This is a genomic window from Roseomonas sp. KE0001, from assembly GCF_016107285.1.
GTDB lineage: Bacteria > Pseudomonadota > Alphaproteobacteria > Acetobacterales > Acetobacteraceae > Pseudoroseomonas.
Genome location: NZ_RCVQ01000006.1, coordinates 238180 through 258667 on the forward strand (window position 1 = coordinate 238180; position 20488 = coordinate 258667).

General features: G+C 74.3%; 20 protein-coding genes. 15 read left to right on the forward strand and 5 right to left on the reverse strand.

Features of this window, described 5'->3' with window-relative positions; genetic code table 11:
* The first annotated feature begins 47 nt into the window (after positions 1-47).
* Complete coding sequence (locus D9598_RS14000; protein ID WP_198367143.1) at positions 48-944, forward strand: polysaccharide deacetylase family protein; 897 nt, start codon at positions 48-50, stop codon at positions 942-944.
* On the opposite strand, the gene D9598_RS14005 is transcribed toward D9598_RS14000, so the two are convergent.
* Together D9598_RS14005 and D9598_RS14010 are read right to left on the reverse strand one after the other, a co-directional pair.
* Positions 832-1623 (reverse strand): glycosyltransferase family 2 protein, encoded by a 792-nt coding sequence (locus D9598_RS14005; protein ID WP_198367144.1) that lies wholly within the window; start codon positions 1621-1623, stop codon positions 832-834. The two genes, D9598_RS14000 and D9598_RS14005, sit on opposite strands and share 113 nt — an antisense overlap.
* A gap of 8 nt (positions 1624-1631) precedes the next feature.
* Positions 1632-2429, reverse strand: coding sequence for a 1-acyl-sn-glycerol-3-phosphate acyltransferase (locus tag D9598_RS14010; RefSeq protein ID WP_232477246.1), 798 nt, complete (start codon positions 2427-2429; stop codon positions 1632-1634).
* A gap of 279 nt (positions 2430-2708) precedes the next feature.
* Between D9598_RS14010 and D9598_RS14020 the strand changes: the two genes are divergently transcribed.
* Positions 2709-3497 (forward strand): class I SAM-dependent methyltransferase, encoded by a 789-nt coding sequence (locus D9598_RS14020; RefSeq protein ID WP_370592030.1) that lies wholly within the window; start codon positions 2709-2711, stop codon positions 3495-3497.
* A 3-nt stretch (positions 3498-3500) separates the two neighbouring features.
* Here the strand turns inward: D9598_RS14020 and D9598_RS14025 are convergent, their stop codons facing one another.
* Positions 3501-4499: a calcium-binding protein gene (locus D9598_RS14025; RefSeq protein ID WP_198367147.1), complete on the reverse strand. Its 999-nt coding sequence runs from the start codon at positions 4497-4499 to the stop codon at positions 3501-3503.
* 343 nt (positions 4500-4842) lie between these two features.
* Between D9598_RS14025 and D9598_RS14030 the strand changes: the two genes are divergently transcribed.
* The 12 genes from D9598_RS14030 (at position 4843) to fabG (ending at position 15773) form a co-directional block, all read left to right on the forward strand.
* Positions 4843-5769 carry a MipA/OmpV family protein gene (locus tag D9598_RS14030; protein WP_198367148.1) on the forward strand — a complete coding sequence of 309 codons (927 nt, stop codon included), beginning with the start codon at positions 4843-4845 and terminating at the stop codon, positions 5767-5769.
* Between the two features lie 186 nt (positions 5770-5955).
* Complete coding sequence (locus tag D9598_RS14035; protein ID WP_370592032.1) at positions 5956-6252, forward strand: phosphopantetheine-binding protein; 297 nt, start codon at positions 5956-5958, stop codon at positions 6250-6252.
* A 19-nt stretch (positions 6253-6271) separates the two neighbouring features.
* The gene (locus D9598_RS14040; protein WP_198367149.1) at positions 6272-6904 is read left to right on the forward strand and encodes a hypothetical protein; all 633 of its coding nucleotides are present in this window, start codon (positions 6272-6274) and stop codon (positions 6902-6904) included.
* Positions 6897-8318 carry an AMP-binding protein gene (locus D9598_RS14045; RefSeq protein ID WP_198367150.1) on the forward strand — a complete coding sequence of 474 codons (1422 nt, stop codon included), beginning with the start codon at positions 6897-6899 and terminating at the stop codon, positions 8316-8318. Before D9598_RS14040 ends, D9598_RS14045 begins: the two co-directional genes overlap by 8 nt.
* Complete coding sequence (locus tag D9598_RS14050; RefSeq protein WP_198367151.1) at positions 8315-8629, forward strand: hypothetical protein; 315 nt, start codon at positions 8315-8317, stop codon at positions 8627-8629. Before D9598_RS14045 ends, D9598_RS14050 begins: the two co-directional genes overlap by 4 nt.
* Complete coding sequence (locus tag D9598_RS14055) at positions 8626-9519, forward strand: hypothetical protein (protein ID WP_198367152.1); 894 nt, start codon at positions 8626-8628, stop codon at positions 9517-9519. Before D9598_RS14050 ends, D9598_RS14055 begins: the two co-directional genes overlap by 4 nt.
* Positions 9516-10118, forward strand: coding sequence for an outer membrane lipoprotein carrier protein LolA (locus tag D9598_RS14060; protein ID WP_198367153.1), 603 nt, complete (start codon positions 9516-9518; stop codon positions 10116-10118). The genes D9598_RS14055 and D9598_RS14060 overlap by 4 nt, the downstream gene beginning before the upstream one ends.
* A gap of 37 nt (positions 10119-10155) precedes the next feature.
* On the forward strand, positions 10156-12546 hold the full coding sequence (locus tag D9598_RS14065; RefSeq protein ID WP_198367154.1) for an MMPL family transporter: 2391 nt from the start codon (positions 10156-10158) through the stop codon (positions 12544-12546).
* A 48-nt stretch (positions 12547-12594) separates the two neighbouring features.
* Complete coding sequence (locus D9598_RS14070) at positions 12595-13821, forward strand: beta-ketoacyl-ACP synthase (RefSeq protein WP_198367155.1); 1227 nt, start codon at positions 12595-12597, stop codon at positions 13819-13821.
* On the forward strand, positions 13821-14624 hold the full coding sequence (locus D9598_RS14075) for a beta-ketoacyl synthase chain length factor (protein WP_198367156.1): 804 nt from the start codon (positions 13821-13823) through the stop codon (positions 14622-14624). The genes D9598_RS14070 and D9598_RS14075 overlap by 1 nt, the downstream gene beginning before the upstream one ends.
* A complete protein-coding gene (locus D9598_RS14080; RefSeq protein WP_198367157.1) occupies positions 14614-15057 on the forward strand; it encodes a phosphotransferase in 444 nt (147 codons plus the stop codon). The genes D9598_RS14075 and D9598_RS14080 overlap by 11 nt, the downstream gene beginning before the upstream one ends.
* Complete coding sequence (gene fabG, locus D9598_RS14085) at positions 15054-15773, forward strand: 3-oxoacyl-ACP reductase FabG (RefSeq protein ID WP_198367158.1); 720 nt, start codon at positions 15054-15056, stop codon at positions 15771-15773. Before D9598_RS14080 ends, fabG begins: the two co-directional genes overlap by 4 nt.
* A gap of 204 nt (positions 15774-15977) precedes the next feature.
* Here the strand turns inward: fabG and D9598_RS14090 are convergent, their stop codons facing one another.
* Both D9598_RS14090 and D9598_RS14095 read right to left on the reverse strand, forming a co-directional pair.
* Positions 15978-17417: a YncE family protein gene (locus D9598_RS14090; protein ID WP_198367159.1), complete on the reverse strand. Its 1440-nt coding sequence runs from the start codon at positions 17415-17417 to the stop codon at positions 15978-15980.
* 442 nt (positions 17418-17859) lie between these two features.
* The gene (locus tag D9598_RS14095) at positions 17860-19086 is read right to left on the reverse strand and encodes a LysR family transcriptional regulator (RefSeq protein ID WP_198367160.1); all 1227 of its coding nucleotides are present in this window, start codon (positions 19084-19086) and stop codon (positions 17860-17862) included.
* A 198-nt stretch (positions 19087-19284) separates the two neighbouring features.
* Between D9598_RS14095 and D9598_RS14100 the strand changes: the two genes are divergently transcribed.
* Positions 19285-20487, forward strand: a complete 1203-nt coding sequence (locus D9598_RS14100; RefSeq protein WP_198367161.1) for a pyridoxal phosphate-dependent aminotransferase — start codon at positions 19285-19287, stop codon at positions 20485-20487.
* Position 20488: the final 1 nt, after the last annotated feature.

Consider the following 20488-nt stretch of genomic DNA (forward strand, 5'->3'; position numbering starts at 1 on the left):
GAGGCCGCTTTCCCGCCGGCGGGAAACCCGGCACAAGCGGCGGCAGGATGTCCCCCGCCCCCCCCTTCTCCTGGCGCCGCTGGTCGCCGGCGCCCCTGGTGGGCGCCTCGCTCGGCCTGCATGCCGGCGGCCTCGCCGCGCTGGCGGCGCAGCCCGGCCTCTGGCCCTGGCTGGCGGGCGGCTTGCTGGCCAACCACGCGCTGCTGACCGCCGCCGGCATGGCGCCGCGCAACGGCTGGCTGGGCGCCAATCTGCGCCGCCTGCCGCCGGCCGGCGCGGCGCGCCGCCAGATTGCCCTGACCTTCGATGACGGGCCGGACCCGGCGGTGACCCCGGCGGTGCTCGACCTGCTGGAGCGCCACGGCGCGCGGGCCAGCTTCTTCGTCATCGGCGAGCGCGCCGCGCGGCATCCGGCGCTGCTGCGCGAGATGCGGCGGCGCGGCCACAGCATCGAGAACCACACCCACACCCATCCCCGCCATTTCGCGGCGCTCGGCCCCTTCGGCATGCGGCGCGAGGTGCTCTCGGCGCAGGCGGCGATCGGCGCGGCGCTCGGCGAGGCGCCGCGCCTGTTCCGCGCGCCGATGGGCCTGCGCAGCCCGCTGCTCGACCCGGTGCTGGCCGGGGCGGGGCTCGGCCTGGTCTCCTGGAGCCGGCGGGGGCTGGATGGCGCCAGCGGCGATGCCCGGCGCGTCGCCGCCCGGCTGGCCGCGCCGCGCGCCGGCGAGATCCTGCTGCTGCATGACGGCAACGCCCGGCGGGACGCGGCGGGGCGGCCCGTGGTGCTCGCCGTGCTGCCGGGCCTGCTGGGCGCCGTGGCCGCGGCCGGCCTCAGCGCCGTGCCGCTGCCCGAGACGCTGGTTCCCTCGCCAGGGCCCGCCGTGCCAGCAGCCGCGGCAGGCGGCCGAGGAAGCCCAGCATCAGGCGCAGGTGCATCCAGCTGAGCAGGGCGTTGTCCCGCAGGTAGCGGAAATGCGAGACGCCGCCCTCCTCGGCGCTCAGGTAGCGCACGGGGACGGGAATGTTCACCGGCGGCACGCCGCGCCAGCAGAGCCGCACCGCCGCCTCGGCGTCGAAATCGTAGCGCCGCATCCAGATCTGCCGCCGCATCACCGCGCGCAGCGGCGCGATGGGATAGACCCGGAAGCCGAAGAGGGAATCCCCCACCCCCGCCCAGAGCGTCTCCAGATTGGTCCAGAAGTTGGAGATGCGCCGGCCGCGGACCCGCAGCATCGGCGCTTCCGGCCCGAAGAGGGGCAGGCCCAGCACCATCGCCTCCGGCCGCGCGGCGGAGGCGGCCATGAAGCCCGCGATGGCCCCGGCCGGATGCTGGCCGTCGGCATCCATCGCCAGCGCATGGGTGAAGCCGGCCGCGGCGGCCTGGTCCATCCCGTGCAGCAGCGCCGCGCCCTTGCCGCGGTTGCGCGGCAGATGCAGCACGCGCAGCCCGGTGTCGTCGCGCGCCAGGGCGTCGAGCGCGGCGCCGGTGCCGTCGGTGCTGCCGTCCACCACCACCCAGACCGGGTTCCAGGCGGCGCGGGCGGCGCGCACCGTGCGCAGCACCAGCGGGCCGGTGTTGTAGCTCGGGATCAGCACCAGGTGGCTGCGCGAGGGGTGCGGCACGGCCCGACTCAGGCCGGGTGCCGCACGGCGGAGCGGCGGCTGACCGCGGGCGGCGACCCTGCCTGCGGCTGGGGGCCGGCCCCGGCCCCGGTGCCGGCTCCGGCCGGTTGCAGGGCCTGGCGCAGATGCGCCTCGACCCGCGCGCTCAGCGCCTCGCTCCCCTCCTGGGGGGCGAAGCGCGCGCCCAGCCGCAGCCGGTAGCGCAGCGGCAGCGGCGGCCGGCGCCAGGGCGACCAGCCCTTGCGCAGATAGGGGTTGTCGCTCTCGATCACCACGATCTGCACCGGCGCTCCGGCGCGGCGCGCGATGACCGCGAAGGAGCGCGAGAAGGGTCCGGGCGGCGGTGTCGGCTCCGCCGCGCCGGGCCGGCGGGGCTCGCTCCGCGTGCCTTCCGGGAACACCAGGAGCTGGCGGCCCTCGCGCAACTGTCCGGCGGCCTCGCGGATCATCCGCCCGCTGGCATCGTTGCGCACATAGCCGGCCAGGCGGACGCCGCCGCCGAGCAGCGGATTGCCCCAGAGCGAGGCCTTGGTGATGCAGGCGGCACGCGGCAGGCGGGAGAGCATCAGCACGGCATCCATCATCGAGGGGTGGTTGCAGGCGATGATCAGCCCGGCCTCGTCGCGCAGCGGATCGAGCGCCGAGGTGTCGACCCGCAGCAGCCCCGTGCCGCGCAGCAGGGCGAGATAAAGGCGGAAGCCACCGGAGATGCCGGCCTGCCCCAGGCGCCGGCCGAAGCCCCGGCGGTGGCGCTCGGGCAGCAGCCAGTGCGCCACGCCCGCCGGCAGGCTCCAGGCCAGGCACATCCCCACGAAGAGGATGAGAAGGACCGGGAAGAGCAGCGGCGCGGCGAGGGGGCGCCCGGCCTCGTCCGGGGAGTCCCCCGGGGGTCCGCCGGGCGCGCGGGGATCGGGGCTGGCCAGGATTGACGTTCCTCTTGTCTTTGGGCCTGCTGGCGGCGCGGCCCAGCCTAGCCGAGGCGGTGCCGGGCGGTCCATCAGCCAACCGGGCAGCCAACCGGGCAGCCAACCGGGCAGCCAACCGGGCAGCCAGCCAGGCCGCCGTGACCGCGCAGGAGGATGCCCGTGCCGCAGACCACGATCCCGCCGGAGGCCCCCTCGGAGGCCCCCCCGGATCTCGCCCCGCATGCCGTGCTGCCGCAGTATTACGGCATGGCGGAAGCCCGCGCCGGCTTCGTCCGCCGCCTCTTCGACGACACCGCCGCGCATTACGACCGCATCAACCGCGTCTTCTCGCTCGGCACCGGCGCCTGGTACCGGCGGCAGGCGCTGCGCCGCGCCGGCCTGCGCCCCGGGGACCGGGTGCTGGACGTGGCCACCGGCACCGGGCTGGTGGCGCGCGAGGCGGCGCGGCTGGCCGGCGCCGGCGGCCGTGTCACCGGCCTCGACCCCAGCGCCGGCATGCTGGCGGCGGCGCGGCGGGAGCTGCCGATCGGCCTCGTGCAGGGGCGCGCCGAGGCCCTTCCGCTGGCCGATGCCAGCGCCGACTTCCTCAGCATGGGCTATGCGTTGCGCCATGTGGCCGATCTCGGCATCGCCTTCGCCGAATACCGCCGCGTGCTGCGCCCGGGCGGGCGGCTGCTGCTGCTGGAGATCGGCCGGCCGGAGGGGCGCCTGGGCCGGGCCCTGGCGCGCGCCTATCTGGGGCGGGTGGTGCCGGCACTCTGCCGCCTGACCGCCCCGCGGGGCCGTGACGACCTGCTGATGCGCTACTACTGGGACACGATCGAGGCCTGCGTCCCGGCGGAGACCATCCTGGCGCGGCTGCGCGCGGCCGGCTTCGAGGCGGTCGCCTGCGAGACCTCGCTCGGCCTGTTCAAGGCCTATACGGCGCGCCGGCCGGAGGCCGGGTGAGGCTCAGCCGATGACGGGCGCCTCCCCCGGCCAGGACCGCAGGACCAGGAGGCCATGGGCGATCGACTCGTCCAGCCCGTAGAAGCCGTCCGGGCCGCCGCCATGCAGCAGCAGGAGGTCCGGCCCGCCCGCCCGCACGAAAAAGCCCTCCCTCTCGTCCAGCCGGCCGCGGAAGACGGCATGCTGCCCCGGCTCCAGCAGGGCGGGATGAGCGCCGGCCCAGGTCGGCTCGGCCTGGGAAAGGCGCACCGTTTCCACCCGCTCCGCCGCCGCCTCCAGCGAGAGCCGCTCGCCCGCCTCGTAGTCGGTGATGATGTCGATGATACCGGTAAGCCGGTCGCCCTCGGAAACGAGGCCGTCATGGCCGCCATCGACCAGCACCATATTGCCGGGCCGCGCGGAGAAGCTGTCGCGGCCGCTGCCGCCGGTCATCACGGCGCCGATGTCGTCGGTGTAGAACAGGCTGTCGCCGGGGCTGTTCGCCTCCAGCACGTCGTCGCCGTCACCGCCATCCATCCGCGCCTGCCGCGTCCAGGCGATCAGGAGGTCGTCGCCGGCCTCGCCGAACAGGTCATTGCCATGCGTGCGGAAGCCATCCACGAAGAGCAGGTCGTTGCCGTCGCCGCCGCGGAGAAGGTTGCCGGAGCCGGAGATGGCGATCACGTCATTGCCGCTGTCGCCGAAGACGCGGTTGTTGAAGCTCGGGGCGGTGAAGAAGCCCATCTGGATCTCGTCGTCGCCCGTGCCGCCCGAGACATAGTTGCCGCCGCCCTGGACCTGGATGACGTCATCGCCGCCGCCGCCGAAGATGCTGCTGGCGCCCTCGAACAGGCCGGAGCCGGTCACCTCGATCCGGTCGTCGCCGCCGCGGCCCAGCACCAGCCAGCCGTCGCCCTCCAGCGTGATCCCGTCGGCGCAGTGGCTGCCGATCGCGACCGGCCCTTCCCAGCCCGCCCACCAGGCATTCGGGCAACTCTCGGCGCCATCCTTCGCTCGTCGCATGCTGACTGTCCGGTTCGTTGGAGAAGGCGAACAATTCCTGACGGAAGCGCCCGTGTCGTCCCACGTTCGCGCGAGGCGCCGGTCCGTGCGAGGCAGCCTGGGCGCTTGCTTCGGCCGCGCCAGCCCTTACTGATGTCCTGTATGCCAACCACGGGGGAGAGGCGCCCTGTCCGCATCCGCATCCGCCGCCCGGAACCCGGGCGCGCCTGCCGGCCCGGGACACCGACCCGCTGCCGCTGGAGCGGCGGGCTGTGCCGCCGGCGTCGGGCTTCAGCACCCGCGTCACCCCCTGCCGGGCCGGCACGCCTCTGCCCAGCCTGCTTCCGCTGGCGGAGCGCCCCGCATGATCCGGGCCGGCTGTAACCTGCTGGGCCTGGTCCTGGCCTGGGCGCTCGCCCTGGCCGTCGGCCGCGCCTCCGCCCAGGAGGCGGAACCGGGGATGGTCCCGGAGGCCGTTACCGGCGCGGCCATGCAAGCGGCGCGCGAGGTCAGGCTGCCGAAGTTCGAGGCCGGGCTGGCCGCCGGCGCCGGCTGGCTGCCGGACTATCCGGCCGCCGGGCAGAACCATTTCCAGGGTCTGGCCTTCCCCTACCTGATCTATCGCGGCGAGATCCTGCGCAGCGACGGCCAGGGGGTGCGCGGCCGCTTCTACAATGACGAGGCGATCGGCCTCGACCTCAGCTTCTCCGGCGCCTTCCCCTCCTCGTCGAGGGACAACCGGGCGCGCGAGGGCATGCCGGATCTCGACTGGCAGGGCGAGGTCGGCCCCTCGCTGCGCATCACCCTCTGGCGCGACCCGGCGCGGCCGCAGCGGCTGAACCTGGAACTGCCGCTGCGCGCGGTCTTCTCCACCGACCTGTCCTCGGTCCGCTACCGCGGGCTGACCTTCTCGCCCGAGCTGGCCTATGAGCGCCGCGCCCTGGCCCGCGAGGGCGACCGTTTCCGGATCGGCCTCGGCCCGGTCTTCGCCACCGACCGGATGATGGACTACTTCTATCGCGTCGAGCCGCGCTACGTCCGGGCCGACCGCCCGGCCTATGACGCGGAGGGCGGCTATCTCGGCACGCGGATGCAGTTCTCCTACCGCTTCCCGCTGACCGGGCGGCTCTCGGCGGTGGCCGGCGGGCGGGTGGAATCCTTCCACGGTGCCCGCAACGAGGACAGCCCGCTGTTCCGCCGCGACTGGAACCTGAGCGCGGCGCTGGGCCTCTCCTGGTCGCTCTACCGCTCCGAGGCCAGCGTCGCCTCCAGCGCCAGTCCGTTCGACTGAGGGCCGCTGGCCACCGGCCGATTGCGGCGCGGAACGGCATCAGCGGAGCCATTTTCTTGCCGGGAAGGCGAAGGAATCCTGTTTCGGAGACAAAGCCGCGGCGGTATTTCGCCCCTTGCGGCAAGGCCGCCCTGCTGGGATGCAGGCGGATGGCATCTGGCCTGGGCACCGGCAGGGAGGCACCCCGTGACGTCTACGATCGAGAATTCCGGTGAGGGCCAGGCGGCGCGGGCGCTGGAGCCCGAGGTGGCGGCGCTGATCGTCGAGGCGCTGCACCTAGAGATGGAGCCCGGCGAGATCGACCCCGAGGCCCCCCTCTTCGGCGAGGGCCTGGGCCTCGATTCCATCGACGCGCTGGAGATCGCGCTCGCCATCTCGCGGCGCTACGGCTTCCAGCTCCGCTCGGACGATGAGCGCAATGGCCAGATCTTCGCCTCGCTCCGCAATCTCTGCGCGCATGTCCAGAGGAACCGCCAGGCTTGACGCCCGGCGGGGCCGGACCATGCCGGGCGCGCTGATCCCCGCCCTGCTCCTGGCCGCCGCCGCGCTCGGCGCGCGGCTCCTGGGCTGGCACGGGGCGACGCTGCTCCTCGGCCTCGGGGCGCTGGGGATGGCCATGGGCCGGCGCTGGCCGGCACGGTTGGCCGGCGCCGGCGCCCTGGCGCTGACGGGCCTCGGGCTGCTCGCGGCGGGCGCGGCGGGCGGCGTGGCGCCGGCGGCGCTGCTGCCCCTGCTGCCGGCGCTCGGGCTGCTGATGCTCTCGGCGCGCTTCGCCGCCACCCTGCTGCCCGGGCGTGAGCCGCTGATCACCCACTACACCCGCTTCGACTTCGGCCGCCTGCCGCCGGAATGCGCCGGCTACACCCGTCGGCTGACCGGCTTCTGGGCCGCGCTGCTGGCGCTGGCCGCGCCGCTTCAGGCCGCGGCGCCGCTCGCCGGGCTGGCGCCGGGCGCGGTGGCGGCGGCGGGCTCGGCGCTGATGCTCGGCCTGTTCCTCGCGGAGCACGCGCTGCGCGACCGCTGCTTCCCGCATCTCGGCCCGGCCACGCCGGCCCGCACGCTGCGGGCCATCATCGCCGCCCACCGGGACATCGCTGCGGAGGCGAGCGCCGCCGGGAGCATCCGCCATGTCTGACATCGCCCTCCCGCTGACCGACCGGGCGCCGGAGGCCATCCTGTTCCGCCGCGGCGCCGAGGCCATCACCGTCCGCCGCTTCCTGGCCGAGGTCGCTGTGCTGGCGGCGCGGCTGCCCGACCGGCCGCATGTGCTGAACCTCTGCGCCGATCGCTACAACGCGCTGCTCGGCCTCGCCGCCGCGCTCAGCCGGGGGCAGGTGATGCTGCTCTCCGCCGACCGCACGGAGCGCCGCCAGCGCGAGATCGCCGCCCTCTACCCCGGCCTCTACCCGATGGCCGACGCGGTGCAGGACGACCCGGCCTGGGCGGTGCCCGAGGGCGCCATCCGCGTCGGCGGCGAGGCCGGCGCCGGCCTCGCGGTTCCGACCAATCCGCTGATCCCGGCCGGGCGCGTCGCCATCATCGGCTTCACCTCCGGCAGCACCGGCCAGCCGGGGGCGCATCCGAAGCCCTGGGGCGCGCTGGTCGCCGCCAGCCGCGCCGCCGCCGCGCGCTTCGGGCTGGAGCGGCCGGCGGGGGAGAGCGGCGCGGCCACGCTGGTCGCCACCGTGCCGGCGCAGCACATGTACGGCTTCGAGACCACCCTCGCCCTGCCGCTGCACGCGGCGACGGCCAGCCATGCCGGGCCCTTCTTCTACCCCGTGGAGGTGGCCGAGGCGCTGCACGCCGCGCCCACCCCCCGCCTGCTGGTCACCACGCCCCTGCAGATGCGCGCCCTGCTGCGCTCCGGCGCCGCCCTGCCGCCGCTGCGCGCCGTGATCTCCGCAACCGCCCCGCTCGACCCCGACCTCGCGCGCGAGGCCGAGGCCGCCTGGTCCACCGAGGTGCTGGAGATCTACGGCGCCACCGAGATGGGCTCGATCGCCAGCCGCCGCACCGTGGAGGGCGAGGCCTGGCACCTCTACGACAGCGTCGCGCTGCGGCCCGTGGAGGCGCCGGCCGATGCGGCGGACGGGGCGGCGGACGGGGCGGCAGACGGGGCGGGCGGGCGGATGGAGGCGCTGGTCGCCGGGATGCCCGGCCCGGTGCCGCTGGCCGATGCCGTGACCCTGGCGGCGGGCGGCCGTGCCTTCCGCCTGCTCGGCCGCCATGCCGATATCGTCAAGCTGGGCGGCAAGCGCGTCTCGCTCGCCAGCCTGAACCGGCTGCTGCAGGCGGTGCCGGGGGTGGAGGACGGCGTCTTCCTCGTGCCCGAGGATCTCGACCGCAATCCGGCGGCGCGGCTGCTGGCCTTCGCCGTGGCGCCGGGGATGAGCGGCGCGGCCGTGCTGGGGGCGCTGCGCGGGCAGGTCGATCCGGTGTTCCTGCCGCGCGGCGTGACCCTGCTGCCCGCCCTGCCGCGCGACCGGGTGGGCAAGCTGCCGGCCGCGGCCCTGGCGGCGCTGCGCCGGCGCCAGGCGGAACAGGCATGAGCGCGGAGATCCGCTTCCTCTTCCGGCTGCCTGCCGGGCATCCCTGCCTGCCGGGGCATTTTCCCGGCCGCCCCCTGGTGCCGGGCGTGGTGTTGCTGGACGCCGTGCTGGAGCGGCTCGGGGCGGCGGCGGGGGGCCGTGTGGCGCGGCTGCTGCGCGCCAAGTTCAGCGCGCCGGTGGCGCCGGAGGAGGCGGTCGAGGTGGTGCTGTGGCCCGCCGCGCCCGGCCGCTTCGCCTTCCGCTGCCACAGCGGCGCGGCGCTGGTGCTGGCCGGCGAGGCGGCGGTGGCGCCCCTGGCCGGGCCGGCATGAGCTGGCGCGAGCAGCGCGAGCGCGGCAGTGCTGCGGCGCTGCGGCTGATGGGCTGGATCATCACCCGCCTCGGCTGGCGGGTCGCCTATGCGCTGCTCTACCCCATCACCGCCTATTTCTTCCTCTCGGCCCCGCGGCAGCGCGCCGCCGGCCGCGCCTTCCTGCGCCGCGCGCTGGGGCGCGAGCCGCGCCTGACGGAACGGTTCCGCCAGTTCCTCACCTTCTCCGCCACCCTGCTCGACCGGGTCTTCCTGCTCGACGGGCGCCGCGCCGGCTATACCATCGAGGTCACCGGCCTCGACCTGCTGAACCGGCACATCGCCGAGGGGCGCGGCTGCATCCTGCTCGGCGCGCATATTGGCAGCTTCGACGCCATGCGCGCGGTGGCCGATACCGGCTGCCCGGTGGAGGTGATGGCGCTGATGCATGGCGACCATGCCGCGATCAGCGCCGACTTCTTCTCCCGCTGGGGCCGCGGCACGGCGAGCGACGTCGTCTCCCTCGGCCGGCCCGATGCCATGCTGCGGGCCAAGGAGTGCCTGGAGCGCGGCGGGCTGGTCGGCATCCTGGCCGACCGCAACCCGACGCGCAGCAGGGTCACGCGCGTGCCCTTCCTCGGCCGCGAGGCCGCCTTCCCCGAGGGGCCGCATATCCTGGCCGGGGTGCTGGACGCGCCGGTGATGATCGCCTTCGCGGTCTGGACCGGGCCGCGCCGCTACGAGGTGCATTTCCAGCCCTTCGCCGAGCGCATCGCGCTCGACCGCCGCGACCGCCGGGCGGCACTGGCCCTGGCGGCGCGGCGCTACGCCGAACGGATCGAGGCGGTGGCCCGCGCCTTCCCCTACAACTGGTTCAACTTCTACGACTTCTGGGAGGAGATGGAGGCATGAACTCGCCGCGCCGCCGCGCTCTCCTGGCCCTGGTGCTGGCCCTGGTGCTGCCCCTGGTGCTGCCCGCTCCCCCGGCCCTGGCCGCGCCGCTGACGCTGGAGGGGGCCATGGCCGCGTTGGCGGCCGAGCCCGGCGGCACCGCCTCGTTCACCGAGGAGAAGGCGATCCCGCAGCTCGACATCCCGCTCCCGAGCAGCGGCACCCTGTCCTGGACCCCGCCCGACCGGCTGGAGAAGCACACCACCTTCCCGGAGGAGGAGATCCTGCGCGCCGATGGCGACCGGCTGCTCTTCGCGCAGCCCGGCCGCGGCATCCGGCGCGAGCTGAGCCTCGACCAGTCGCCCGAGATCCGACCCCTGGTGGAATCCGTCCGCGCCACCCTGGCGGGCGACCTGCCGGTGCTGCGGCGGTACTTCGAGATCGATTTCCGGCCGGAGGGCGAGGCGGGGCGGTGGCGCATGGTGCTGACGCCGCTCTCGGCCCGGCTGCGCGTCGCGGTGCAGGGGATCGAGATCACCGGCCAGGGCGGCGGCCTGCGCCACGTCGTGACCCGGGCCAGCGAGGGCGTGACGCGGCTCGCCATCACGCCGCGCCCATGAGCCGGCAGGCTCCGCCGCCGCGGCGCCCGGCGGCGTCGTGAGGCGGCTTCTCCTCGTCCTGCTGGCGCTGGCGCTGCTCGGCCTCGGCCTGTCGCGGCTGGTCGCCTTCCGGGCGGAGCTGACCGATCTGCTGCCTCCGGCCCGTGGCCCGGCCACCACCTTCCTGCTCGGCGAGCTGCGGAATGGCGCCGCCACTACGCTGATGCTGGCGGCCATCGAGGGCGCGCCGGAGCCGGAGCTGGCCCGGCTCAGCCGCGACCTGGGCGAGGCGCTGCGCCAATCCGGCCGGTTCTCCTTCGTCGGCAACGGCGCGCAGGATTTCAGCGAGGCGGAGCGGGACCTGCTCTTCCGCTACCGCTACCTGCTCTCGGCGGCGACGGCACCGCCGCTCTTCGAGGCGCCCGCGCTGCGCGCCGGGATGGAGCGGCTGCTGGCCGGGCTGCGCTCGGCGGCCGCGCCGCTCGTGGCGCGCTTCGGCTTCGCCGACCCGGCCGGCGTCTTCCTCGACACCATGCGCGGCTGGCTCGGCGAGAGCCGGGTGGAGCTGCGGCACGGCGTCTGGTTCGCCGGGACCGGGCAGGAGGGGACCAAACAGGAGGGGGCCGGACAGGACGGGGCCGGTCCGCCGCGCGCCCTGCTGCTGGCCCGCCTGGCGGGGACGGGCAGCGACACCGAGGCGCAGGCCGCCGCCATGGCGGTGTTCCACGAGGCTTTCACCAGGGCCGGCCGTGGGGCCGGCCGTGGGGCCGGACCGGGCGAGGCGCGGCTGCTGCTGAGCGGGCCGGGCGTCTTCGCCGCCGAGGCGGCGGCGGCGGTGCGCGCCGATGTCGAGATGATCGCGCTGCTCTCCGGCCTGCTGATCCTGGGCTTCCTGCTCTGGCGCTTCCGCTCGGCGCTGGTGCTGGCGGCGGTGGCCGTTCCGCTGCTGGCCGGCATGCTGGCCGGCCTCGCCGCCGTGGCCGCCTGGCACGGCGCCGTGCATGGCGCCGCCTTCGGCTTCGGCATGACGATGCTGGGGGTGGTGGTGGACTACCCGCTGCTGCTGCTCGGCCAGCGCCGGCCGAAGGGGGAGGGCGAGGAGGAGGCGGTGGCGGGCGCGGCGCGGCGCATCGCCCCGAGCCTGCTGCTGGCGGCGGGCAGCGCGGCGCTGGGCTTGACCGCCATGCTGGCCTCCGACGTCCCGCTGCTGCGCCAGCTCGGGCTGTTCGGCGCCGCCGGCCTGCTGGCCGGTGTGGCGGTGACGCGCTGGCTCCTGCCAAGCCTGCTGCCCGCCACGCCGCCGCCGCTGCGGCCCCTGCCGGGACCGGTCCTGGCGGCGCTGGCGCCGCTGCGCGGCCGGCGCCGCCTGCTGCTGGCCGCGCCCCTGGCCGGCCTGGCGCTGCTGGCGACGGGCGGCCCGCGCTGGGAGGACGATCTCGCCCGCCTCAGCCCGGTGCCGGAGGCGCAGCGGGCGCTGGATGCGGAGCTGCGCGGCCAGCTCGGCGCGCCGGACGTGAATCTCCTGGTGGCCTTCACGGCGCCGGACGCCGAGGCCGTGCTGCGCCTGTCCGAGCGGATCGACGCCGCCCTGGCGCCGCTGGTCGCACGCGGCGCCCTGGCCGGCTTCGATTCGCCCAGCCGCTACCTGCCCAGCGCCGCGACCCAGCGCGCGCGCCAGGCGGCGCTGCCCGCGCCGGAGAGCCTGCGGGCCAGGCTGGCCGAGGCGGCGGCCGGGCTGCCCTTCCGGCCCGACGCCTTCCGCCCCTTCCTGGACGGGCTGGCCGAGAGCCGCGCCCTGCCGCCGCTGACGGTCGCGGATCTGGCGACGGCGCCGGTGCTCGCCGCCCGCCTCAGCCCGATGCTGGCGCCGCGTGGCGCGGCCTGGCAGGGCCTGGTCATCCCGGCCGGGGTGAGCGATCCGGCGGCGCTGCGCCAGGCGCTGACGGCGCTCGGCGAACCGGCGATCCTGTTCATCGACGTCAAGGCGGAGACCACGGGGCTGGTGCTGGCCGCCAGCCGCGAGGCGCTGTTCTGGGCGGCGGCCGGCGCGCTCGGCGTGCTGGCCCTGCTGGCCCTCGGGCTGCGCGGCGGCGGGCCGCTCGCGGCGCTGCGCCGTGGCGCCCCGATCCTGGCCGCCCTGCTGGTGACCCTGGCGGCCCTCGCCCTGCTGGACCAGCGGCTGACACCCTTCCATCTCGCGGCGCTGCTGTTGTCGGCGGGGGTGGGGATCGACTATGCGCTGTTCCTGGCCCGGCCGGCACGGGACCCGGCGGAGGCGCGGCGCGGCCTGGAGGCGGTGCTGACCTGCGCCGTCACCACGCTGCTCACCTTCGGCCTGCTGGCCCTCTGCGCCACGCCGGTGCTGCGCGGCATCGGGCTGACGGTGGCGATCGGCGTGACCGCCGCCTTCCTGCTCTCCCTGGCCCTGGCGCCTCGCCCGGCGCGCTGAACTGCCCGCGATCCCATATCTGCCCGCAATCCCATATCTGACGGTGTGATGCTGGACCGAACGACCACCTCCCGCCCCGATCCGGGCTTCACGCCCCTGGCCATCACCGCCTTCTCGGCGGTCAGCGCCATGGGCCATGGCCTCGCCGCCACCCGGGCGGCCCTGCTGGAGCGGCAGGGGGGACTGCGGCCGGCGCAGGACCCGGAGGATGCCGGCCTGCCGGACGGGATCTGGGTCGGCCGGGTGCCGGGCCTCGATCTGGTCGCCCTGCCGGCCGACCTCGCGCGCTACGACTGCCGCAACAACCGCCTGGCCGAGATGGCGCTGCAGGCGGACGGCTTCGCCGCGGCCGTGGCGGCGGCACGGGCGCGGCACGGGGCGGCGCGTGTCGCCGTGGTGCTCGGCACCAGCACCGCCGGCATCGCCCAGACCGAGGCGGCCTACCGCCGCCGCGCCGGCGGCGCCCTGCCGGCGGATTTCGACTTCGGCGGCACGCACGACCTCTACGCCCTGCCGCGCTACCTCCGCGCCCGGCTCGGCCTGCGGGGCCCGGCGCTCACCGTCTCCACCGCCTGCACCTCGGGCGCGCGCAGCCTGCTGGAGGCGGCGGCCCTGCTGCGCGCGGACGTGGCCGACGCGGTGGTGGCGGGTGGCGTCGACACCCTCTGCCGCATGACGCTGCAGGGCTTCAACGCCCTCTCCCTGCTGGCGCACGGCCCTTGCCGCCCCTGCGCCGCCGACCGCGACGGCATCACCATCGGCGAGGCCGCGGGGCTGCTGCTGCTGGAGCGCGCCCCGGCGCCCGGCGCCCTGGCCCTGCTCGGCGCCGGGGCCAGCAGCGACGGCCATCACATGTCCTCGCCGCAGCCCGAGGGGCTGGGTGCCCAGGCCGCCATGCACGCCGCGCTGGCCACCGCCGGCCTGCCACCGGCGGCGGTGGACTACATCAACCTGCACGGCACCGGCACCCGCGCCAACGACGCCATGGAGGACCGCGCGGTGGCCGCCCTGTTCGGCTCCACCGTGCCCTGCTCCTCCACCAAGGGCTGGAGCGGCCATACCCTCGGCGCCTCGGGCGCGCTGGAGGCGGTGGTATCCCTGCTCTGCATCGAGGAGGGGCTGATCCCCGGCTGTCTCGGCGTGGCGGCGGTGGACCCCGGCTTCCGTGCCGATGTCGCGTCGGACAACCGGCGGCGGCCGGTCGGGCGCGTTCTCAGCAACTCCTTCGGCTTCGGCGGCAGCAATTGCAGCCTGTTGCTCGGGCGGGCCGCCTGATGCCGCGCTGCTGGATCGAGGGGGCGGCCGTGCTCGGCCCCGGCCTGCCGGGATGGCCGGCGAGCCGGGCCATCCTGACGGGCGAGGCGCCCTGGCTGGAGGCGCCGACCCTGGTGCCGCCGCCCGCCCTGCTGGCCGCCACCGAGCGGCGGCGCGCCAGCCTGGTGGTGCGGCTCGCCCTGGCGGCGGCGGCGGAGGCGATCGCCGCGGCCGGGCGGGAGGCGGCGGCGCTGGACAGCCTCTTCGCCAGCTCGAACGGCGATGGCGGTGTGGTGGGCGCCATCCTGGAGGCGCTCGCCACGCCGGGCGGCGATGTCTCGCCGACGCAGTTCCACAACTCCGTGCACAATGCGGCGGCCGGCTACTGGAGCATCGGCGCCGGGGCGCGGCTCGGCTCGGTCAGCATCGGCTGCCATGACGACACCTGGCCGGCCGGGCTGCTGCAGGGGGTGGCGCAGGTCGCCGCCTGGGGCCGGCCGCTGCTCCTCTGCGGCTATGACGCGCCGCTGCCGGAGCCCCTGGCCGCCGTCCGCCCCACCGCCATCCCCTTCGCCACCGCCCTGGTCCTGGCGCCGGAGCCCGGGCCGCGCAGCCTGGCCGCCATCGAGGTGGCGCATGGCGGGCCGCTGCCGCCGGAGGTCCAGCCCGGGCCGTTGCGCCGCGCGCTGGAAGGCGTCAACCCGATCGCGCGCGCGCTGCCCCTGCTGGAGGCGCTGGCGGCGGGCCGCCCGGCGCGGATCGGCTGGCCGCTGCTGGACGGGCTGGCCATCACCCTGCGCCTGGAGCCCTGCCATGCGGCGTGACGCCATCCTGGCCCTGGTGCCGCACCAGGGCGCCATGTGCCTGCTCGACCGCGTGGAGAGCTGGACGGCGGACCGCATCCTCTGCTGCGCCGCCTCGCACCGCGCGGCGGACCATCCGCTGCGGCGGGGCGGCCTGCTGCCGGCGGTGTGCGGTGTCGAATACGCGCTGCAGGCCATGGCCCTGCACGGCGCGCTGAGCGGGGACGCGGAGGGCGGGGCACGGGCCAGCCGGCCGGGCTACCTGGCCAGCCTGCGCGGCCTCGACCTGGCGGTGGACCGGCTGGACGACATCGCCGGCGACCTCGCCATCGAGGCGGTCGCCCTGGCGCGCGAGGCGCGCGGCTTCACCTATGCCTTCAGCATCGCCGAAGGGGGCCGGACCCTGCTCGCCGGCCAGGCCACGGTCATCCTGCCGCCGGAGGCCGGGGCGTGAGGCGGGCTCTCGTCACCGGGGCGGGCAGCCCGCTCGGCGCCGCCATTGCCCGCCGTCTGGCCGGGGAGGGGCTGCACCTGCTGCTGCACGCCCATGCGAACCGGGCCGGGGTGGCGGCGCTGGCGGCGGAGATCACGGCCTCGGGCGGCGCGGCCGAGGCGCTGGCCTTCGACCTCACCGATGCCGCGGCGACGGCCGGCGCCCTGGCGGCGGTGCTGGAGGGCGGGCCGGTGCAGGTGCTGGTGCACAATGCCGGCACCCATGCCGACGCGCCCATGGCCGGGATGAGCGCGGCGCAGTGGCACGGCGTCATCGACGTCTCGCTGAACGGCTTCTTCCATGCGGCGCAGCCGCTGCTGCTGCCGATGATCGGCACGCGCTGGGGCAGGATCGTGGCCATCAGCTCGGTCTCGGCGATCATGGGCAACCGGGGGCAGGCGAACTACGCGGCGGCCAAGGCGGGGCTCGGCGGCGCCGTCCGGTCGCTGGCGCTGGAATGCGCGCCGCGCGGCGTCACGGTGAACGCGGTGGCGCCGGGCGTGATCGAGAGCCCGGCGGTGGCGGCGGCGATGACGCCCGAGCAGGTGCGCGCCCTGGTGCCGGCCCGGCGCGCCGGCAGGCCGGAGGAGGTGGCCGAGCTGGTCGCTTTCCTGGCCTCCGACCGCGCCGCCTACATCACCGGCCAGACCATCTCGATCAATGGCGGGCTGGCCTAGGGAGAGATCCCCTGCAACTTGTTGGTTGTGCCGGATTGATACCGCGTCGCTGCATCGCCCGGGCGTATAGCCCTGGCTTCGGCACGCGGATCTTCCCTCGGTGATCGCGCTCGTGGCCACCATCGTTCCGGGCAGCCTGCCGGGATCGTTCCGAATCAGGCGGGCGCCTGCCTCGCTGGCAGGCGCCCGGCGCAATTCAGGCGCTCAGGAGCGCGGGCGGATCCGCAGGATGGTGTCGCCTTCCTCATTGCGGGCGGCAGCAGACTTGTCGACGGCGAAGACGGTGCCGTTGCGGTCGACGGCCACGTGGTTGGCCAGCGGCGCGGGGCCGAGATTGGCGATGATCTTGCCGTCGGCGTCAGTCACGGTGACCGTGCCCGCGGCGCGGCTGGCGACATAGGCGCGGCGCCGCACCGGATCGAACACCACGTTCAACGCGCCCGCGCCGACCAGCGTATCGGCGACGACGGCACCGGTTTCGCCGTTGAGCACCACCAGGTTGTCGCTGCCCTGGGAGGCCACGAAGATGCGGTTGGTGCGCGGGTCATGGGACACGCCGATGGCGGAGCGGGCGCCCGGAACCGGGATAATCTTCTCCACCTGATCGGTCTCGGTGTTGATGACCGCCACTTCATTGGTGGTGTTGCTGACGACGTAGAGGCGATGCGCCTCGGCGTTCAGCGAGAGGCTGGCGGCCGAGAAGGTGCCGCCCCGCACGCGCGACGCGATCCCGATCCGCGATGCCACTTCTGGGTTCCGCGTGTTGAAGACCACGACTTCCGGCTTGAAGGTGGCGCTGGAATAGGCCTTGCCGAGTGTCGCGTCGATGACGACGTCACGCGCGTGGTTCACCGTGCCGGGCTCGAACTGCCGGACAAGCGAGAGATCCGCCTGGCGATAGACGGCGACGGTGTTCTGGCGCGTGTTGGTCACCCAGACGGTGTCGTTCACATCGTCCACGCCCACGCCATAGACGGCATAGACGCCACCATCGGCCGGCGCGGAGGCGCCGGGGCGCGGGGCCGGTGCGGGAGCGGCCTGTGGCGTGACGCGGGCGACGACGGCCAGCGTTTCCAGGTTCACCCGCAGCAGCTCCGACTGCCGCACCGGCGGGCGGCCGATGGCGGCGGTAACGAACAGCGCGTTGTTGCGGGGGCTGAAAGCCGACTGGTACAGGCCGCGCGCCACGCGGCCTTCGGTGATCTCGAAGCGCTCCTGCCCGGAGAGCGGGATCTGGGGCGAGACCTTGAGCGGGGCGACCGTGGCGCTGTAGGGCCCCTGGGCCACCACGACGATGGGATGGTTGCCGGGCACGGCCTGGGCCGGGACGGTGATCCGCCCGGAGATCTTCCCTTCCCCGTCCGCCACCAGCGCACTGCCCAGAAGGGGCGTCGTTCCGTAGAGCAGGGTCACCTGCTGACCGGGCCGGAAGCCCTGGCCGGCCACCACCACTTCGCCGCCCGCGAGGATAGGGCGGTTCTGCTCGGCGGCCGAGAAGCGGAGCTGGACGTCGGACGTCTGGTCCAGGGCGCCGAAGGTGGACTGGCCCAGCGCGGTGCCCGGCATGCCGGCGCTGAAGATGAGCGAGCCGGCGAGCAGGAGGCCGGAGAAGGTCCGGCGGATTTTCGGGTCGAAGCGTGTCATGCTTGCTTCCTGGGCTGAAGTGGTGAAGGGCGGCCTTGCGGCATCCTTGCAGGGAGGCGGGGCCACAGACGAAGGCAGCCCACCGCGCCTGGGCGCACGTTATTGCGAAGCGTTCGCATCTATGGCGAAGGCATGACAATCCGTCAATGCGCAAGCGGGGCTGTTACCCGGTGAAACCTGCCCCTTGACGCACGTGGCCGCTGGCCCCCGAGGGCAGCGGTGCTGTCAACCGATCAGCGGCGGGTTCATCGCTCCAACGGGCGCAGGGCGCGGGCGGCATCATCGTGATGTCCCGGTTCAGCCACGCGAGGCCTGCGTGGCCTGCCGCGCGGCAGGTGTGGCTCGATGGCGGTCCACGCCTCGTCCGACAAGCGGACATCCACACCGGCGCATCCGGGATCATCCCGCTGCTCGTCGCAGTCGCTTTGGCCCCAAGGCGCTCCTATGCCTGCCGGCTGGCCTTCTGGATAGTGGCGCGAAACTGCTGCTGCAGACGGGTCGGGCTCCAGTTCTTACGCCACAGGAGGTAGACCGGCCGCCGGTCGTTGGGGATCGCCTTGCTCAGGACGTGCAGGTCGCTGACACCAAAGTCCGTGGCGGAGCCGCCTTCGACAATCAGCGCCAGGAACTCGCCGCCCAGAAGCAGGCTTCGTGTCAGATCGAAGGAGGCGGATGTGACATGCGCATTCGGTGGTGGGACCCCTTCGGCTTCGAAGATGGTTCTGAACCGTGCCGCGGCTCCCGTTCCGGCGGCCGGTACAACCCAGGGCCAACGCGCCAGTTCCCGCGCGGGTGGATCGACCGACCCGGCTATGGGATGAGCCTTGTGACAGGCGATCCGGATGGCGCTGCTGAAGATGATCTCCGCCTCGACGCCATCGGGGATGTCTGCCCGCAAGGTCGTGCAGAGGTAGTCGATACGCCCGGTCCTGATGCCGTGCACCATGTCCTCGTAATCTCCGGTCACCACGGCAAAACGGGCGCCCGGCCATTGGCGGTACATCTCCTGAATGACCTGCGGGATGATGCCTGAAGCGGTGAGGCGCACCGCGCCCACGACGACACGGCCAGAGGTCTCTCCATCGAGTTCCCGCAATTCCGCCCGCGCCGCGCGCAATTCGCTCAGGGCCAGGCTGCAGCCGCGCGCCATGTCCAGCCCCGCAGCGTTGAGGCGGGCTCCACCCTGGCCGCGGAGCACCAGCTCCAGACCCAAAGCATCCTCCAGCTCGCCCATGGCCCGGTGAATGGAGGGTGGGCGCAGGCCAAGCCGTCTGGCGGCCGCGGTGAAGCCGCCCGCCTCCTCCATCGCGACCAGGGCGAGAAGCTGCGGCATCCGGAGGAGGGAGAGCCGCTGCGCCGGCACGCCGACACCCTGGCTTCGTCCGCCCAGGCGCTGAAGCGCCGCGCCGAGATAGGCCAGGCAACGCTCCGTCCTGGCCGCCAGAGCCACTCCGTGCTTGGTCGGCACCAGGCCAGATGGGCGTCTTTCGAACAGCGTCACCCGGTAACGCGCCTCGAGGGCTGTCAGGCTAAGGGTCGCTGCGGATTGCGAGATGTGCAGCTCCGACGCGGCCCGGCGCAGGCTCATGCCCGCGGCCACAGCCGCCAGGAGGCGGAGGTGCCTGAGGTTCGGCACGTCGCGGTCATCGGCGTCGAGGAAGTAGGGCATATTAGCCAAATCTAATCACATGATCGCCTTTTTCCATCGCGCATGCGCATCGGCGGTGTGTAAAGTATCGAATACATCGAGTGGCACGAAGCAACCGGTGGTCCGGCAATGTCCGGTCAGGAATTCCAGAACTGACGCGACCTCGCGTCCCACACGGCCAGCATTCCGAAGAGCTTTAGCGGAAGGTGTTGGCCCATCATGCAGCTCACGGCCGAGCGTCTGGCCTTTGTGAAGCCATCGGCATCCGAGCGCGCCTCCAGCCGCGCGCGCGAACTCGCCGAGCAGGGGATCGATGTCATCAGCCTGGCCACGGGCGAGCCGGATTTCGAGACCCCGCCGCACGTCATCGAGGCCGCCATTGCCGCCATGCGGGCCGGCCAGACGCGCTATACCCCGGTCGGCGGCACGCCCGCGCTGCGCCGCGCCATTGTCGAGAAGTTCCGCCGCGACAATGGGATCGAGTATGACCTGGCCGAGGTTCTGGCCAGCGCGGGCGCCAAGAACGTCATCTTCCTGGCGCTGACCGCCAGCCTGAATCCAGGCGACGAGGTTATCGTCCCGGCGCCGCACTGGGTCTCCTACACCGACATGACACGGCTGGCGGGCGGCACCCCGGTCGTCGTCTCCTGCGGCGGCAACAGCGGCTACAGGCTCGATGCCGCCACCCTGGAGGCGGCGATCACGCCACGCACCCGCTGGGTAATGCTGAACACCCCGAACAATCCCACCGGCGCCGTCTATACCCGCGCCGAGCTGGAGGCGCTTGCCGCGGTGTTCCGCCGCCATCCGCATATCATGATGATGTCGGACGAGATCTACGAGCATCTGCTGTTCGACGGGACCCGCTTCCACAGCTTCGCCGCCGTGGCGCCCGATCTCAAGGACCGCACGCTGACCGTCAACGGCGTCTCCAAGGCCTATGCCATGACCGGATGGCGCATCGGTTTCGCCGGCGGTCCGGCCGAATTGATCGCCTCGATGCGCAAGGTGCAGTCGCAGTCGCTCGGCGGCATCTCCTCGATCAGCCAGGCCGCGGCGGTGGCCGCGCTGACCGGGCCGCAGGACTTCCTGGCAACTCGCGCCGCCGACTTCCAGGCCCGGCGCGACCGGGTGATGCCGCTGCTCGATGGCATCCCAGGGCTGCGCTGCCACCGGCCGGAGGGCGCCTTCTATCTCTTTGTCGATTGCGGAGGGCTGTTCGGCAGGCGGACGCCGGAAGGCGTTGTGCTGGCGAGCGATGCCGACGTGGCGACCTATCTCGTCGATGCGGCGCGGGTGGTGACGGTGGCTGGCGCCGCCTATGGCCTCTCGCCCTGCATCCGGCTGTCCATCGCCACGGCGATCGGCCGGCTGGAGGAGGCCTGCGCCCGGATCGCCGATGCCGTCGCCCGGCTGCGATAGC

Excerpts from the sequence above, each read along its gene's own strand:
- D9598_RS14055 (WP_198367152.1), top strand. The coding sequence starts at position 8,626 with ATGAGCTGGCGCGAGCAGCGCGAGCGCGGCAGTGCTGCGGCGCTGCGG.
- D9598_RS14045 (WP_198367150.1), top strand. The coding sequence starts at position 6,897 with ATGTCTGACATCGCCCTCCCGCTGACCGACCGGGCGCCGGAGGCCATC.
- D9598_RS14025 (WP_198367147.1), bottom strand. The coding sequence starts at position 4,499 with ATGCGACGAGCGAAGGATGGCGCCGAGAGTTGCCCGAATGCCTGGTGG.
- D9598_RS14100 (WP_198367161.1), top strand. The coding sequence starts at position 19,285 with ATGCAGCTCACGGCCGAGCGTCTGGCCTTTGTGAAGCCATCGGCATCC.
- D9598_RS14070 (WP_198367155.1), top strand. The coding sequence starts at position 12,595 with ATGCTGGACCGAACGACCACCTCCCGCCCCGATCCGGGCTTCACGCCC.
- D9598_RS14095 (WP_198367160.1), bottom strand. The coding sequence starts at position 19,086 with ATGCCCTACTTCCTCGACGCCGATGACCGCGACGTGCCGAACCTCAGG.
- D9598_RS14030 (WP_198367148.1), top strand. The coding sequence starts at position 4,843 with ATGATCCGGGCCGGCTGTAACCTGCTGGGCCTGGTCCTGGCCTGGGCG.
- D9598_RS14090 (WP_198367159.1), bottom strand. The coding sequence starts at position 17,417 with ATGACACGCTTCGACCCGAAAATCCGCCGGACCTTCTCCGGCCTCCTG.
- D9598_RS14075 (WP_198367156.1), top strand. The coding sequence starts at position 13,821 with ATGCCGCGCTGCTGGATCGAGGGGGCGGCCGTGCTCGGCCCCGGCCTG.
- D9598_RS14060 (WP_198367153.1), top strand. The coding sequence starts at position 9,516 with ATGAACTCGCCGCGCCGCCGCGCTCTCCTGGCCCTGGTGCTGGCCCTG.
- D9598_RS14010 (WP_232477246.1), bottom strand. The coding sequence starts at position 2,429 with ATGTGCCTGGCCTGGAGCCTGCCGGCGGGCGTGGCGCACTGGCTGCTG.
- D9598_RS14080 (WP_198367157.1), top strand. The coding sequence starts at position 14,614 with ATGCGGCGTGACGCCATCCTGGCCCTGGTGCCGCACCAGGGCGCCATG.
- D9598_RS14040 (WP_198367149.1), top strand. The coding sequence starts at position 6,272 with ATGCCGGGCGCGCTGATCCCCGCCCTGCTCCTGGCCGCCGCCGCGCTC.
- D9598_RS14050 (WP_198367151.1), top strand. The coding sequence starts at position 8,315 with ATGAGCGCGGAGATCCGCTTCCTCTTCCGGCTGCCTGCCGGGCATCCC.
- D9598_RS14000 (WP_198367143.1), top strand. The coding sequence starts at position 48 with ATGTCCCCCGCCCCCCCCTTCTCCTGGCGCCGCTGGTCGCCGGCGCCC.